The sequence below is a fragment of the Rhizobium leguminosarum bv. trifolii WSM2297 genome (assembly GCF_000271845.1).
In genome coordinates this window covers 774,441-789,439 of the sequence record NZ_JH719395.1, presented here as the reverse complement: position 1 = coordinate 789,439, position 14,999 = coordinate 774,441, and the positions used below count along the sequence as shown (strand labels likewise).

Annotated in this window: 13 protein-coding genes; 3 read left to right on the top strand and 10 right to left on the bottom strand. The window is 62.6% G+C overall.

What is annotated here, in order from left to right; genetic code table 11:
- Positions 1–122: 122 nt before the first annotated feature.
- Positions 123–1,085: an AEC family transporter gene (locus RLEG4DRAFT_RS19130; RefSeq protein WP_003579118.1), complete on the top strand. Its 963-nt coding sequence runs from the start codon at positions 123–125 to the stop codon at positions 1,083–1,085.
- On the opposite strand, the gene RLEG4DRAFT_RS19125 is transcribed toward RLEG4DRAFT_RS19130, so the two are convergent.
- Genes RLEG4DRAFT_RS19125 through cysG form a run of 5 tightly spaced genes read right to left on the bottom strand, consistent with a single transcriptional unit; the run spans position 1,053 to position 6,259 of the window.
- Positions 1,053–2,264, bottom strand: a complete 1,212-nt coding sequence (locus RLEG4DRAFT_RS19125) for a UbiH/UbiF family hydroxylase (protein WP_003579117.1) — start codon at positions 2,262–2,264, stop codon at positions 1,053–1,055. The two genes, RLEG4DRAFT_RS19130 and RLEG4DRAFT_RS19125, sit on opposite strands and share 33 nt — an antisense overlap.
- Before the next feature lie 39 nt (positions 2,265–2,303).
- Positions 2,304–2,816, bottom strand: coding sequence for a DUF934 domain-containing protein (locus RLEG4DRAFT_RS19120; protein WP_003579116.1), 513 nt, complete (start codon positions 2,814–2,816; stop codon positions 2,304–2,306).
- Between the two features lie 10 nt (positions 2,817–2,826).
- Positions 2,827–4,497, bottom strand: coding sequence for a nitrite/sulfite reductase (locus tag RLEG4DRAFT_RS19115; protein ID WP_003579114.1), 1,671 nt, complete (start codon positions 4,495–4,497; stop codon positions 2,827–2,829).
- Positions 4,498–4,505: 8 nt separating this feature from the next.
- Complete coding sequence (locus tag RLEG4DRAFT_RS19110; protein ID WP_003579112.1) at positions 4,506–4,820, bottom strand: DUF2849 domain-containing protein; 315 nt, start codon at positions 4,818–4,820, stop codon at positions 4,506–4,508.
- A gap of 2 nt (positions 4,821–4,822) precedes the next feature.
- The gene (gene cysG / locus RLEG4DRAFT_RS19105) at positions 4,823–6,259 is read right to left on the bottom strand and encodes a siroheme synthase CysG (protein ID WP_003579110.1); all 1,437 of its coding nucleotides are present in this window, start codon (positions 6,257–6,259) and stop codon (positions 4,823–4,825) included.
- A gap of 268 nt (positions 6,260–6,527) precedes the next feature.
- Here cysG and RLEG4DRAFT_RS19100 point away from each other — a divergent pair, with 268 nt between their 5' ends.
- On the top strand, positions 6,528–7,115 hold the full coding sequence (locus RLEG4DRAFT_RS19100; RefSeq protein WP_003579108.1) for a deaminase: 588 nt from the start codon (positions 6,528–6,530) through the stop codon (positions 7,113–7,115).
- A gap of 6 nt (positions 7,116–7,121) precedes the next feature.
- A complete protein-coding gene (mazG, locus tag RLEG4DRAFT_RS19095; protein ID WP_003579106.1) occupies positions 7,122–7,967 on the top strand; it encodes a nucleoside triphosphate pyrophosphohydrolase in 846 nt (281 codons plus the stop codon).
- Positions 7,968–8,147: 180 nt separating this feature from the next.
- Here mazG and hflX read toward each other — a convergent pair whose 3' ends face one another.
- The 5 genes from hflX to RLEG4DRAFT_RS19070 form a co-directional block, all read right to left on the bottom strand.
- Positions 8,148–9,473, bottom strand: coding sequence for a GTPase HflX (gene hflX, locus RLEG4DRAFT_RS19090; RefSeq protein ID WP_003579104.1), 1,326 nt, complete (start codon positions 9,471–9,473; stop codon positions 8,148–8,150).
- Between the two features lie 77 nt (positions 9,474–9,550).
- The gene (gene hfq, locus RLEG4DRAFT_RS19085; RefSeq protein ID WP_003539403.1) at positions 9,551–9,793 is read right to left on the bottom strand and encodes an RNA chaperone Hfq; all 243 of its coding nucleotides are present in this window, start codon (positions 9,791–9,793) and stop codon (positions 9,551–9,553) included.
- Positions 9,794–9,905: 112 nt separating this feature from the next.
- Positions 9,906–10,769, bottom strand: a complete 864-nt coding sequence (locus RLEG4DRAFT_RS19080) for a D-amino-acid transaminase (protein WP_003579101.1) — start codon at positions 10,767–10,769, stop codon at positions 9,906–9,908.
- Between the two features lie 62 nt (positions 10,770–10,831).
- Positions 10,832–12,196, bottom strand: coding sequence for a sigma-54-dependent transcriptional regulator (locus RLEG4DRAFT_RS19075; RefSeq protein WP_003573313.1), 1,365 nt, complete (start codon positions 12,194–12,196; stop codon positions 10,832–10,834).
- Positions 12,186–14,456 carry a sensor histidine kinase NtrY-like gene (locus tag RLEG4DRAFT_RS19070; protein WP_003579099.1) on the bottom strand — a complete coding sequence of 757 codons (2,271 nt, stop codon included), beginning with the start codon at positions 14,454–14,456 and terminating at the stop codon, positions 12,186–12,188. The genes RLEG4DRAFT_RS19075 and RLEG4DRAFT_RS19070 overlap by 11 nt, the downstream gene beginning before the upstream one ends.
- Positions 14,457–14,999 lie beyond the last annotated feature (543 nt).

Below are 14,999 nucleotides of genomic sequence, written 5' to 3'. Positions count from 1 at the left end.
ACGAAAGCGCTCTACCGATTTGTTCTTCCGCAATTTCGCAGCCCAAACCGCTACACAGTTTCGCTGGAATTGCGTAAGTCAGGTCCTGACCCGCCGATCATCCCCGCGTACTGGAAGACCTCTTGGCCGATATCGTCAGCCTGCTACTGCCGTTCTTCGGCCTGATCCTGATCGGTTATATCGCTGCCAAGGCGACGAAGCTGCCGGCCGAAGCGCTCGGCTGGCTGAACACCTTCATCATCTATGCCGCCCTGCCCGCTCTGTTCTTCAAGCTCGTCTCGCGCACGCCGATCGAAGAGCTGACGCGCGTCGATTTCATCGTCACCGATATCGCCGCGACCTATGCGGTCTTCATCATGCTGTTTGCCGTCGGCCGCGTCGTGCGCGGCAATTCGCTCGCCGATTGCACCATCCAGGCCTTTGCCGGCGCCTATGGCAATATCGGCTATATGGGCCCGGGCCTGGCGCTGCTCGCGCTCGGCGAAGCTGCCGCCGTGCCGGTGGCACTGATCATCTGCTTCGAGAATGCGCTGCATTTCATCGTGGCGCCGGCACTGATGGCAGCGGCGGGCGACGACAAGCGTTCAGCGGGGCGGCTTGTCGCCGATATCGCCCGGAAGGTCGTACTGCATCCCTTCATCCTGTCGACGGCGGCAGGCTTTGCGGTGGCCGCGCTTGATATTGACCAGCCGCTGGCCTTCCAGCGCCTCGTCGATTACCTCGCTCAGGCGGCGGCTCCCTGCGCGCTCTTTGCCATGGGCGTGACGCTGGCGCTACGGCCGCTGAAGCGGATTCCGGCCGAGATCTCCTTTATCGTGCCGGCGAAGCTGATCCTGCATCCGACCGCGGTGTTCATCGCGCTGACGGTGGTTGGCGGTTTCGAGCCGGTCTGGATCCAGGCCGCCGTGCTGCTTGCCAGCCTGCCGACGGCGACCAATGTCTTCGTCATCGGCCAGCAATATGGCGTCTGGCAGGAGCGCGCCTCGGCGACGATCCTGATCACGACGGTGCTTTCGGTGGTCAGCGTTTCGCTCTGGCTGATCGCGATCCGCTCAGGCCTTCTTCCGCTTCAGCTTTTCCCGTAGGGCACCCGGAATATCGCGCAAGCCGCGGCCGGGCTCGATGCCCTCGCGCATGACAATGCTGCGCAGCGGCGGAATGGCCGAGAGAATATGCAGGCCGGCGGCCCGCAGCATCTGAACGGGCAGGAAATCCGAAAGCAGCGAGCGGTTGAGAAGATCGACACTGGCCGTACGCGTCATGATATCGGCGCGGCGCTTGCGGTCGAAGCTTTCGCCGGCATCGGCCGGCACCGGCAATTCAGCCCTGTCGCAGAGGATATCGGTGAGCGCCATGATATCGCGCAGGCTGAGGTTCAGCCCCTGCGCCCCAATCGGCGGGAAGACATGGGCGGCTTCGCCGATCAACGCGATTCGCCCCTTGCCGAAACGGTGCGCCATCATGCCCGACAGCGGCCAGACCTGGACGCCCTCCTCCACCTCGACCTTGCCGAGCATGGACTGCATCTGCGCCTCGACGAGAGAGCCCAGCTCGGCCAGTGGCAATTCCATCCGGGCTGCCGCTTCGGCCGGATCCTGCACCCAGACGAGGCTGGAGCGATTCCCGGGCAGCGGCACCTGGGTGAAGGGGCCATGTTTGGTGTGGAATTCGGTCGAGATGTTCTGGTGCGGCAGCGAATGGGCGATATTCAAGACCATGGCCGACTGCGGATAGGACCATTTGCGGGTGTCGATTGCTGCCGTCTCGCGCAGCTTCGAGCCGCGGCCGTCGGCGCCGACGGCAAAATCGGCCGTCACCGTCTCGCCGCCGGCAAGGGTGATCGACACGGCCTCGGCCGATATTCCGATCGATTCGGCCATATCGGGGAAGCGGGTGATATTGCCCTCGGCGGCCGCCGCCGCTTCGAGGATCTCGGTCAGGACCTTGTTGGGAAAATTGTAACCGAAGGCATCGAGGCCGACCTCGACCGCGCGGAAAGTCGTCGTCGGAGCGCGCAGCAGCCGGTCGGTGCCGTCGATGATGCGCATGCTCGTCAGGGGTGCGGCCGCAGGGCGCAGTTTTTCCCAGAGCGTCAGGCGGTCGAGGAAGCGGATCGACTGATCCATCAGCGCCGTGGTGCGCCTGTCTTCCTTTGCGGCAACGGGCGCCACCAGCGCCACGCTGCGGCCGCCGCGGGCGAGCGCGATTGCAGCGATCATGCCGGCGAGACCGCCACCGATCACCGCCACTTCGAATGTCTTCATGCTCTCATTCCGCCATCGTGAAAAGGCGGCACCGGACGCTTATGCGGCCGGCTTCGCCTGACGGCGCCAACTATAGCCCTTGCCGGCTTCGGCGTCACGCACCGCCGGCTGATAATGGTGGGGAATAGCGGGAAGCCGGTTTTCGGAAAGCCGCTTCAGCGCCGTGGCATTGCTGACCGAGAAGCTGTCAATGCCGACGCGCTGCATCAGCGGCACCTGGTCGATCAGCACGTCGCCGACAGCGCGCAACTCGTTGGTATAGCCGATGCGCTGGCGCAGCAGCGAGGCATGGCTGAAGGCGCGGCCGTCGTTGAAGGCCGGAAAGGCGACCGCCACGATTTCGAGGCGATCGAGGTACGGCTCCAGCCGGCGCACATCATCGGCCGGCTTGATCAGCACGCCGAGGCCGACATCGTTGCTTTCGTCGGCCTTGGCGATCAGCTCGTCGAGGCTGAGCAGCGGCTTCTGCTCACCGGTCGCCTTCACCTCGTCGGTTTCAACAACCCAGGGATCGTTGTCGACAAAACCGGTTTCTCTCCAGATCTTCGTCATCATCGCCTCCTTATGCCGCTTCGGCCGTGGCGCCGTAGAGCGCAGTCTTGAAAGGCTGCGGTCCGACCCGGCGATAGGCGGCAAGGAAGGTCTCGGACGGATCGAGGCGCAGGCCGAGATAGGTGTCGACGATCGTCTCGATGGCGTCGGTCACCCGGTCGGGCTCGAAGCCGCGGCCGATGATCTCGCCGATCGAGGTATGTTCGTCGCCGGAACCGCCGAGCGTGATCTGATAGAGTTCGGCACCCTTCTTCTCGACCCCGAGCAGGCCGATATGGCCGACATGGTGGTGGCCGCAGGCATTGATGCAGCCGGAGATCTTGATCTTCAGCTCACCGATCTCGGCCTGGCGCTCGGCATTGCCGAAGCGGCGGGAGATTTCCTGCGCCAGCGGGATAGAGCGCGCATTGGCGAGCGCGCAATAATCAAGCCCCGGACAGGCAATGATATCGGTGATCAGGCCGGCATTGGCTTCCGCCAGATTGATGGCGACGAGGCCGCGGTAGACGGCTTCGAGATCGGCAAGCGCCACATGCGGCAGGATCAGGTTCTGCTCATGGCTGACGCGGATTTCGTCGAAGCCATATTCCTCGGCGAGATCGGCGATCGCATCCATCTGCGCGTCGGTCGCATCGCCCGGAATTCCGCCGATCGGCTTCAGCGAGATCGTCACCATGCCGTAATCAGGATTCTTATGCGGCTGCACGTTCTGCTGGATCCAGCGGGCGAAATCCGGATCGGCCTTCTTCCAGCGTGCGAGGTTTTCCCAGCCCTCGGCGCGCTCGGGCAGATCGGGCAGCGCGAAATAGCTGGCGATCGCCTCGACGTCCTTTTCCGGCAGCTTGAGCTCGCTATCCCTGAGCGCCGCGAATTCGGCTTCCACCTGGCGGGCCAGTTCTTCGGCGCCGGTTTCGTGCACGAGGATCTTGATGCGGGCCTTGTATTTGTTGTCGCGGCGGCCGTGCAGATTGTACACGCGCACGATTGCCGTGGTGTAGGAGAGCAGGTCCTCCTCGGGCAGGAAATCGCGAATCAGCTTGGCGATCATCGGCGTACGGCCCTGGCCGCCGCCGACATAGACGGCAAAACCGATCTCGCCCTTGTCGTTCTTCTTCAAATGCAGGCCGATATCATGAACCTGGATCGCAGCGCGGTCGCGCTCGGCGCCGGTGACGGCGATCTTGAACTTGCGCGGAAGGAAGGAGAATTCCGGGTGGACCGACGACCACTGGCGGAGGATCTCGGCATAGGGTCTGGGATCGGCGATCTCATCGGCGGCGGCGCCGGCAAAGTGGTCGGCCGTCACGTTTCTGATGCAGTTGCCCGAGGTCTGCAGGGCATGCATTTCGACGCTTGCAAGATCGGCGAGCGCATCGGGGATTTCCGACAGCTTCGGCCAGTTGAACTGCAGATTCTGGCGCGTGGTGAAATGGCCATAACCGCGGTCGTAGGTGCGGGCGATATGGGCGAGCATGCGCAGCTGGCGCGCGCTCAGCGTGCCATAGGGAATGGCGATGCGCAGCATATAGGCATGCAGCTGCAGATAGACGCCGTTCATCAGGCGCAGCGGCTTGAACGCATCCTCGGCGAGCTCGCCGGCAAGGCGGCGCTGGACCTGGTCGCGGAACTGCTCGACGCGCTCGGTGACAAAGGCATGGTCAAATTCGTCGTAACGGTACATCGTCTTCCTCAGACTGCAATGAATTCGGGATCGGCAGGAGCGTAGCCCGGTGCGTATTCCATGGTCGGCCCCTGGGCGCGAATACGTTCGCGCAGGCGAAGCGGCCAGAGAATGCCGTCGGTTTCCTGAACGTCGACGACGGCGACGTCAACGACCTCGTTGTCGGCATAGGATTTCTTGCCGATCGCCTCCAGCGCTTCAACAGCTTCGTTGTGGCGGGCGACAAGCGCTTCCTGCAGCGAGGTGGACCACTTGCCGTTCGCATCCAGCCAGACGGCAATGCCGTCCGTCAGCCGGTTGGCCGTCAGAACCTTGTCACCCATATTCAGCTCCTTGCAAGTTCCTCGAGCCGGGCGTTTGCACGCACCAGCGGCTCGGACAGTTCGAAATTGGCGCCGGCGACCGCATCGCCGATAATGACCATCACCGGCCCGGTCAACTCGTCGCGGTGCTGCAGATCGGGCAGATCGGCGAGCGTGCCATGCAGCAGGCGGCGCTCGGCGCGGCTGGCATTTTCGATGACGGCGACGGTGGTTTCGGCGGGAATGCCGGCCTGCATCAGCCGTTCGGCGACGGAGGCGGCAACCGTGCGGCCCATATAGACGGCAATCGTCGCGCCGGAAACGGCAAGGCTCGCCCAATCGGGCAGCACATCGCCGGTGAGATCATGGCCGGTGGTGAAAACAAGCGAGGAGGCGACGCCGCGTAGCGTCAGCGGCAGCTCGAAATCGGCAGCGGCGGCGAAGGCCGAAGTGATGCCGGGCACAACTTCATAGGTGACGCCGGCGGCGCGCAATGCGGCCATCTCTTCGCCTGCCCGGCCATAGACCAGCGGATCACCGGATTTCAGGCGGACGACGCGTTTGCCCTGACGGCCGAGATCGACCAGCAGGTCGTTGATCTCTTCCTGCGACTTGGAATGGCAGCCCTTGCGCTTGCCGACCGAAAGCCGTTCGGCGTCGCGGCGGCCCATATCGACGATCGCCTGCGGCACGAGCGCGTCATAGACGATGACGTCGGCTTCCATCATGACGCGCTGGGCGCGCAGGGTTAGCAGGTCCTCGGCACCAGGACCGGCGCCGACCAGCCAGACGTGACCGGCGACCTTGTCCACCGAGCGCAGCAGCCGGTCGGCGGCATGCTGGGCCTGCGGCAGGTTGCCGTTGGCGACCGCATCGGCAACGGCGCCGGAGAAGAAGCGGCGCCAGAAGACGCGGCGGGAAACGCCACGCGGCACCAGTTGCTCGACTGATTTGCGGTAGCTTGTCGCCAGACCGGCGAGCCGGCCGAGCGAGGGCGAAAGCAGCTGATCGATCTGCGCCCGGATCATCTGCGCCAGAACCGGCCCTGCCCCTTCGGTGCCGATCGCAACGGCGACGGGGGCGCGATTGACCAGCGCCGGCGTGAAGAAATCGCAGTAATCGGGCTGATCGACGGCGTTGGCCGGAATTCTGGCAGCGCGGGCGGCATCGACGATCTTACGGTCGTCGGCTTCATTGCCGGTGGCGGCAAAGACCAGTGCTGCTCCCTCGACCTGTTCGGCAGCAAAGGCAGCCCGCACCGTCTCGATCCGGTTAGCGATCAGGAAGGCATGATAATCGGCTTCAGGCCGCTCGGCATAGGCGACAATCCGCGCCCGCGTGTTGAGCAACAGCCGCACCTTGGCGAAAGCTTCGTCGCCATTGCCGAAGACAGCCGTCTTCTGGCCTTCCACGCGAAAGAAGGCTGGAAATACCGAAAGCTGTTCAGTCTTGGGAGACATCATCAATCCACTTCGAAGTTGCCAGAATATGCCCGTGATCGACAAGGGATTGAAGGAACAGAAATTCGAAAGCCCCAGCAAGCGCGTATTCTTTTGCTCGCGTCGTCGGCGATTTGAGAAAAGTCACCCGTGCTGACGAAATCCGCCTGTTCCCACTCTCTTTGTTGCGATGCAGTATAAAGCCTGTGACAAATGGCGTCCACCGGCGTTTGGCGCATTTAACTCGCGCCGCCAAGGCGATAGACTGCAAGGAAAACCGGAGATATCAATGCCTGACAAGACCATCGCCGACCGCCTGCTTTCGGTCGTGGAAGAGGATATCCTGCCGCTGACCGAGCGCGGGGTTTCGCTGGGCAACAAGGTGTTCGGCGCGGCGATCCTGCGCAAATCCGATCTGTCGCTCGTCGTCGCCGAAACCAATAACGAGCTGGAAAATCCGCTCTGGCACGGCGAAGTGCATACGCTGAAGCGCTTCTACGAGCTTGGCGACAAGCCGGCGACCAAGGATTTGATCTTTCTGTCGACGCACGAACCCTGCACCATGTGCATGTCGGCGATCACCTGGGCGGGCTTCGACAATTTCTACTATTTTTTCAGCCATGAGGATTCCCGCGACGCCTTCGCCATTCCGCACGACCTGAAGATCCTCAAGGAGGTCTTCGGGCTTGAACCCGGCGGCTATCGCAGGCAAAACGCCTTCTGGAACAGCTTTGCCATCGCCGATCTGGTTGAAACCGAAGAGGCTCAGTCGAAGACCGCGCTGAAGGCTCAGACCGCTCGCATCAAGGCGCGCTACGACGCACTGTCTTCCAGCTACCAGTCGTCGAAGAGCGCCAACGATATTCCGCTGAACTGAGGCACCATGGAACCTTCCAAAGACATTTCGCGGCTGATCGAGATCATGGCGGCGTTGCGCCATCCCGAAACCGGCTGCCCCTGGGACATCGAGCAGAACTTCGAAACGATCAAGCCCTATACGATCGAGGAGGCCTATGAGGTCTCCGATGCGATCGAGCGCGGCGATATGGACGATCTCTGCGACGAACTCGGCGACCTGCTGCTACAGGTGGTCTTCCATGCGCGCATGGCCGAGGAGGCCGGCGAATTCTCCTTCGGCGACGTGGTCAACGCCATCACCACCAAGATGATCCGCCGCCACCCGCACGTCTTTGCCCGCTCGGCGGCCGATACGCCTGATGCAGTGAAGATCCAGTGGGACGAGATCAAGCAGGCGGAGAAACGCGAGCGCATTGAGCGGCGGGCACGGCGTGGCATTACCGACGATTTCAAGGGCGGGTTCTTGGGCTCGGTGCAACGCAGCTTCCCGGCCTTGACGGAAGCGCTGAAGCTGCAGGAACGCGCCGCCAAGGTCGGCTTCGACTGGTCGGCGCCCGAGCCGATCCTCGACAAGATCGAGGAGGAGATCGATGAATTGCGGGCAGCGCTTCGGGAAGGCGATCGGGCAAAGGTCAGCGACGAACTTGGCGATTTGATCTTCGCGGTTGTCAATATCGGCCGGCATGTGAAGGCCGATCCGGAACAGGCGCTCCGGGGTACGAATACAAAATTCAGGCGTCGGTTCAATCACATCGAGCAGGTTCTTGATGCAGAAGGCGAGACGCTGGAGGCGGCCAGCCTCGAACGCATGGAAGAAATCTGGCAGGCGGCCAAGGCGATCGAGCGGGCTGTGACGGCCGGGGCTGAGTGAGTTGACGCCTGCCCGCTTCGTGCGGATGCCGCCCCTCACCCTAACCCTCTCCCCGTAAACGGGTAGAGGGGACGTGCCAAATGCAGCGTCGAGATTGAGGAAGCCGGGGCGGCATGTCCCTTCTCCCCGCAAGCGGGGAGAAGGTGGCGGCAGCCGGATGAGGGGCTGGCCGCGCCGAACTTACCGTTCCCAATCCTCTTTGCCAGGCTTCGGCCCGGCGCCGATGCGGCGCTCGAGTTCGGCGGCTTCGGTTTCCGACAGGCGCAGTTCCAGCGTGATCGAGCCGTCTTCGTTGTCCTCACGACTATCGACGATCGCGTGGTCGTAGAGCCAGGGCAGCAGCGCCAGCTTGTCGACGGGAAGGCGGATCGTCGTTTCGGTCATCACGCCGGAGAGACGCCGGCTGATCTCCTCCATCAGCGTATCGACGCCCTCGCCGCTGACGGCCGACACCGCGACGACATTGCTGGCACCTGATGATTTCTGCACCATGGCGTCGTGCACTTCGGGCTCCAGGCGGTCGATCTTGTTCCAGACCTCGATCAGCCGTTTGTCGGCTTCGGCCTCATCGATGCCGAGATCGTTCAAGATGCGCATCACGTCGGAGCTCTGCGCCTGGTTGTCGGCATCGGACATGTCGCGGACATGCAGGATGAGATCGGCTTCCAGCACCTCTTCCAGCGTCGCGCGGAAGGCGGCGACCAGATGGGTCGGCAGGTCGGAGATGAAACCGACGGTATCGGACAGGATGACGGTGCGGCCGTGCGGCAGCTTCATGCGCCGAAGCGTCGGGTCGAGCGTGGCAAAGAGCATGTCTTCGGCCAGCACACCGGCGCCGGTGATGCGATTGAACAGCGTCGACTTGCCGGCATTGGTATAACCGACGATCGCGACGATCGGGTGCGGCACCTTGCGGCGTTTGGCGCGATGCAGCTGGCGGGTCCGCACGACCTGCTCCAGCTCGCGTTCGAGCTTGATGATGCGGTCCTGCAGCATCCGCCGGTCGGCTTCAATCTGGGTTTCGCCGGGACCGCCCATGAAGCCGCCGCCGCCGCGCTGGCGCTCAAGGTGGGTCCAGCTGCGAACCAGCCGGCCCTTCTGATAATTCAAGTGGGCGAGATCGACCTGCAGCGTGCCTTCCTTGGTGGAGGCGCGGCGGCCGAAGATTTCGAGGATCAGACCCGTCCGGTCGATGACCTTGGCGTTCCATTCCTTTTCGAGATTGCGCTGCTGCACCGGCGTCAGCGGATGATCGACGATGACGAGACCGGAATCGCGCTCATCGAGCAGCGCCTTGATCTCTTCGATCTTGCCGGTGCCGAGCAGTGTGGCCGGTCGCGGATCATTGACCGGCACGATCGAACCGTTGACGACATCAAGGTCGATCGCCTGGGCGAGGCCGGTCGCCTCTTCGAGCCGGCTTTCCGGCGTGCGGGTCGAGGCCGATTCGCTCTGGCCGCCGCGACTGCGCGACTTCAGAACCGGCACGACGACAGTCGCGCGCATGTCGTCCCTGTGCTTGGCGGCCTCAGGGATGATCGAATCGTTCTTGGTATCGCGTGTCGAAATGACGGCTGATCCTGTTAGGACGCTGCTTCTTCGCTCTCGAACATCTGCATGGGCTGGCCCGGCATGATCGTCGAGATCGCATGCTTATACACGAGCTGCGAATGGCCGTCACGGCGAAGAAGAACACAGAAATTGTCAAAAGACGTAACAACGCCCGTGAGTTTCACGCCGTTGATCAAAAAGATTGTCAGGGAAATCTTTTGCTTGCGAACAGTATTGAGAAATAAGTCCTGCAGATTCTGAGAACGTTCCGCCATCGCGCCGCTTCTTTCTTTATTGCCGACCTCATCTGGCCGGTAGAATATCAATCAACCTCACTATGCGAAGACCGGTGGCACCCTCATTCCACCTGTCCAGCAAATCTTGGTATCAAATCGCAATCTTTTCCGCAACGTCGAAAAAGGCTTCGCGGACTTTCTGCGAAACACTGCCGGGATGGCCGTTGGCGATGGCCTGGCCATCGACGGAAACGACCGGAAAACAAATGCTTGTGGCTGCGGTGAGGAAAACCTCGCGGGCTGCGAGCATCTCGGAAACGGAGAAGTTTCGCTCGGTGATCTTCAGCCCCAGCCCGGCTGCGACATCCATTAGAGTGGTGCGGGTAATGCCGCGCAGGATGCCGTGTTCGGCCGGCCGCGTCACCAGCATTCCGTCGGAATCGACGATCCAGACATTGGTCGCTGCCCCCTCCTTCACCATGCCGTCGCCGTCGACATAGATCGCTTCCTGGGCGCCGGCCTCCTTGGCCTGCTGGCGGGCCATGGCGTTCGGCAGCAGACCGACGGATTTGATGTCGACGCGGTCCCAGCGGTTGTCGAGAAGCGTAATCGCCCTGATGCCGTTGGCATTCTTGCCGGCGATGATTTTCGGATCGGTGCTCTTGGCGGTGATGACGAGCGAAGGCGGCGTTCCCTCGGCCGGGAAGACATGATCGCGCCGCGCAACGCCACGCGTCACCTGCAGATAGAACAGCCCGTTGCGCACATGGTTGCGGCGCAGCGTCTGACGGATGACCTGGGTCAGCGCCGCCTTGCCCATCGGCCAGGCGATGCGCAACTCGCCGAGCGAACGGTCGAGACGGTTCAGATGGCGGGTGAGATCGACGATATAGCCGTGGCGCACCTCGCAGACCTCGTAGACGCCGTCGGCGAACTGGTAGCCGCGGTCCTCGATATGCACGCTGGCATCGGAATGCTTGACGTAACGGCCATTCACATAGGCAATTCTCGGCATAGGAAACCTGGTCTTCCGGGAAGCGATAAGGGAATGCGGCGCGGCATCGGCCGCACCTGAGATCAGACGCCGAGCGACTTCAGCTTGCGGTGCAGCGCCGAACGCTCCATGCCGACAAATTCCGCCGTGCGCGAGATATTACCGCCGAAGCGGTTGATCTGGGCGATCAGGTAATCCTTCTCGAACATCTCGCGGGCTTCGCGCAGCGGCAGTGTCATGATGTGGTAGTCGTTCTTGGCGGAAACCTTCGGCAGCATGTCGCCGAGATCGGTCGGCAGCATGTCGGCGGTGATCGGCGCATCCGGCCCATCGGTGCGGGCAAGGATCATCAGCCGCTCGATGTTGTTGCGCAGCTGGCGGATGTTGCCCGGCCAATCGTGCGCCTGCAGCACCGCCATGGCGTCGTCGCCGATGCGGCGCGGACGGATGCCGGCCTGCTCGGAAATCTGGCGCATCAGCTGATCGACCAGGAAGGGAATGTCCTCGCGCCGCTCGGCAAGCGCCGGCACACGCACCGGCACGACGGCGAGGCGATGATAGAGATCTTCGCGGAACCATCCCTCAGTGATGCGGCTCTCGAGATTATAGGCGGTCGAGGAAATGATGCGGACGTCGACCTTGACGCGTTTGGAGCCGCCGACGCGCTCGAACTGCTGGTCGACCAGTACGCGGAGGATCTTGTTCTGCGTCTCGCGCGGCATCTCCCCGACTTCGTCGAGATAGAGGATGCCGCGATGGGCTTCCTCAAGCGCGCCGATCTTGCGCGCCTGGCCGGGTGTTCCCTCGGTGCCGAACAGCGCCACTTCCATACGATCGGGCGTGATGTTGGCGGCATTGATCGCCACGAAGGGGCCATTGGCGCGGGCCGACTTCTTGTGGATCATCCGCGCCACCAGCTCCTTGCCGGAGCCGGACGCGCCGAGGATCATGATGCGGCTGTTGGTCGGCGAGACCTTCTCGATCGTCTGGCGCAGCTGCGACACGGCGACCGAAGTGCCGATCAGCTCCAGCGCGTCGCCGGTGCGGCGCTTCAGCTCGGAGACTTCGCGCTTCAGCTTGGAATTCTCCAGCGCCCGTTCGGCGATCAGGATCAGCCGGTCGGCCTTGAAGGGCTTCTCGATGAAATCGAAGGCGCCGCGCTTGATCGCCGAGACGGCGGTCTCGATATTGCCGTGGCCGGAGATCATCACCACGGGCAGATCCGGATGGCGGGTCTTGATCTCGTCGAGCAGCGACAGGCCGTCGAGCTTGCTGCCCTGCATCCAGATATCGAGGAAGATCAGCCGCGGCACGCGGTCGGAGATCGCCGCCAGCGCGCTGTCGCTGTCATGGGCCGTGCGCGTTTCGTGTCCCTCGTCGGAGAGAATGCCGGAAACGATCTCGCGAATATCGTGCTCGTCGTCGACGACGAGAATATCAGAGGCCATAAACGCTTTCCTTGTCATTGGCTGCGGGAGCAGCGGGCGTCGGATCCCGGCGTGGCAGATGCACGCGGATCATGGCCCCTCTTCCCCGGTCAAAATCGGCGGGCGCATCATGCAGTTCGAGCTGCCCGCCATGTTCCTCGATGATCTTCTTGACGATGGCGAGACCGAGACCGGTGCCCTTCTCGCGCATCGTCATATAGGGTTCCAGAATGCTGTGGCGGTTCTCCACCGGCAGGCCGCGGCCATTGTCGATGACATCGACAGTGAAGCGGTCGCGGCCGGCATCGAGGGTGGCGCGAACGAGAATCTTGCGTTCGTCGCGTTCGTCACTCGGAACGGCTTCGATCGCCTCCACGGCATTCTTGATCAGATTTCCGAAAGCCTGGCCGAGCATGCGGCTATCGAACAGGCCCTCCAGCGGCTGCTCGCCGAAATCCTGGGCAAAGCTGACGTGATGATTGCCCATCTCGCGCAGGAAGATCGCGTCGCGCAGGATATCGCGCAGGTCGCTCGGCTCCTTGATGGGCTTCGGCATGCGGGCAAAGGCGGAGAATTCGTCGACCATGCGGCCGATATCACCGACCTGGCGGATGATCGTCTCCGTGCATTGGTCGAAGACGGTGCGGTCGTCCTGGTCGATCTGCTTGCCATAACGCCGCTGGATGCGTTCGGCGGAAAGCTGGATCGGGGTCAGCGGGTTCTTGATCTCATGAGCGATGCGTCTGGCGACGTCGCCCCAGGCGGTCGAGCGCTGGGCGATGACGAGGTCGGTGATGTCGTCGAGCGTGATCACATAGGATTCGCTCATATCGCGCACTTCCTCGCGGGTGACCTGCACGCTCAGCGTCCTGACTGTTCCGCCGCGCACCAGAGCGATCTGCTTGCGGAAATCGCCGCGATGACGTGACGCCGCCTCGGTCAGCACGTGATCGACCTCAGGCGCGATGTCGGCCAGCTGCTTGCCGAGCATCTCGTCGGCCGACAGCGACATCAGCGTTTCGGCCGAACTGTTGACGATGGCAATGCGGCGATCCTGCTCGACGCCGATGACGGCGGCAGTAACGCCCGACAACACCGCTTCGATGAAGCGGCGGCGGTCATCGACCTCGTCCTTGGCCTCGAGGATCTCGTCGCGCTGGGTGCGGATTTCCGAGATCATCTTGTTGAAGGTGCGCGACAGATTGGCGACGTCGCCATCGACGGAATGCACCGGTACGACGATATCCATATTGCCCGATGCCACGCTGTCGGCCGCGGTGATCAGCAACCGGATCGGCCGGACGATGCGGTCGGCCACCGCGATCGCCGTCCAGATCGCCGCGAGCAGCACGATCAGCGCAAAGCCGATATAGAGCACGGCGAAAGCGATCTGCAGCGAGAAGCGGTTGGCTTCCATCGACCGATATTCGGTGGCGTTCTCCTCCATCATGCGCATGGCGCCCATGACCTTGGGGTCGACGGCGCGCACCGTATAGAGGAAGGTGCCCTGGATGGCATCGAGCTTGATGATGGCGCCGACGAGGTTGGTGACGCCGGGCGGAATGAGCGTCGGCTGCCCGGCAGCGGCCTTCTCCAGTGCGTCCTGCGGGATGGCCGGCAACGGCTTTTCGGTGGAGATGTCGGCCTGGACGATGACCGAGCCGTCACGCTCGACGAGAAAGGAGCCGAGCAGGCCGCGGCCCCTCGCCTGGCGCGTCATCAAATCGGCAAAGCCTGTTCGGTCGAGGCTGTAGAGCGCGCGGTTGCGCTCCAGGTCGTTGGCCATGGAAACCGTCTGCCCCTGCAGGTAACTGGCGTTTTCCATCATGTAGGCCTGGCCGATGTTGCGCGACGAGCTGACGATCGACTGGGTGCGCAACGCAAACCAGCGGTCGAGGCCGGCGTTCAGCGTGATACTGGCGAAGATGGCAACGAGGATCGCCGGCGTGATCGCGACGATCGAAAAAAGCACGACGATGCGGATATGCAGGCGTGCAGCCGCCCGACCGCGGGTGCGGGCCTTGAGCAGCCTTGCCACCTCACGGGCGATCAGCGCCAGCAGCGTCAGGACGAAAAAGGAATTGACGATTACCGAGGTGATGACGACATGCGACGTCGGCGCGATCGGTGTGAGGCCCAGCAGCACCAAAAGTGTCGCGGTGGCGCAGAGCAGCGCGCCGCCGGCAAGCACCAGGCCGGGCACGGCGAAAAGGGCGCGGCGATCGGTCACCGTGGTCACCGCTTCGCCCGCCGCCGCCGGCGATACCCCATCCTGCGTCATTCGGCCTCTCTTCAGACGGCACTGACCGCCCTCGCCATCCGATCGAAGCCAAAGAACGCCGGCTCAAGAAAGCCAGCGCTGCAACGACTCGATCGGGAGCGAATGTCCAAAACCCTGCGTGACCTTTAAGCAACGCATTGTGGCGAAAATGCAACGCACTCCGTCACATTGTCAAGCCAGATATCGGTCAGCGGCGGCGATCGGTGGAATCCCGGGTCTCCGCGAAAGTTGCAGAGCGCGCGGCCGGCACGCGAGCCCAGATCTCGGAAAATTCAAAGAGATAATTCTTTGCCACGCCGTCTCTATCACGGCCATTTTCGTATTGCCTAATCCAATTGATTTCCGCACGCGTCCATCTTCACGTAATAGGACGCCGGCATTCCAAAATACGATCCATTCGAACGATTCTCTTTGATGAATTGAATCTTGACGATCTTGGCCACGGTTCTCGACATATACTCGCCGAAACTTTCCGGAGAGAAGTAATCATTGGGATTTCCGCGGTATATGCTGCAGCATTCCGGATTATCCGATATGAATTTC

Bases quoted from the DNA above. Each gene is read 5' to 3' on its own strand.
- RLEG4DRAFT_RS19125 (WP_003579117.1), bottom strand. From the start codon at position 2,264: ATGAAGACATTCGAAGTGGCGGTGATCGGTGGCGGTCTCGCCGGCATG.
- RLEG4DRAFT_RS19120 (WP_003579116.1), bottom strand. From the start codon at position 2,816: ATGACGAAGATCTGGAGAGAAACCGGTTTTGTCGACAACGATCCCTGG.
- RLEG4DRAFT_RS19115 (WP_003579114.1), bottom strand. From the start codon at position 4,497: ATGTACCGTTACGACGAATTTGACCATGCCTTTGTCACCGAGCGCGTC.
- RLEG4DRAFT_RS19110 (WP_003579112.1), bottom strand. From the start codon at position 4,820: ATGGGTGACAAGGTTCTGACGGCCAACCGGCTGACGGACGGCATTGCC.
- cysG (WP_003579110.1), bottom strand. From the start codon at position 6,259: ATGTCTCCCAAGACTGAACAGCTTTCGGTATTTCCAGCCTTCTTTCGC.
- RLEG4DRAFT_RS19100 (WP_003579108.1), top strand. From the start codon at position 6,528: ATGCCTGACAAGACCATCGCCGACCGCCTGCTTTCGGTCGTGGAAGAG.
- mazG (WP_003579106.1), top strand. From the start codon at position 7,122: ATGGAACCTTCCAAAGACATTTCGCGGCTGATCGAGATCATGGCGGCG.
- hflX (WP_003579104.1), bottom strand. From the start codon at position 9,473: ATGCGCGCGACTGTCGTCGTGCCGGTTCTGAAGTCGCGCAGTCGCGGC.
- hfq (WP_003539403.1), bottom strand. From the start codon at position 9,793: ATGGCGGAACGTTCTCAGAATCTGCAGGACTTATTTCTCAATACTGTT.
- RLEG4DRAFT_RS19080 (WP_003579101.1), bottom strand. From the start codon at position 10,769: ATGCCGAGAATTGCCTATGTGAATGGCCGTTACGTCAAGCATTCCGAT.
- RLEG4DRAFT_RS19075 (WP_003573313.1), bottom strand. From the start codon at position 12,196: ATGGCCTCTGATATTCTCGTCGTCGACGACGAGCACGATATTCGCGAG.
- RLEG4DRAFT_RS19070 (WP_003579099.1), bottom strand. From the start codon at position 14,456: ATGACGCAGGATGGGGTATCGCCGGCGGCGGCGGGCGAAGCGGTGACC.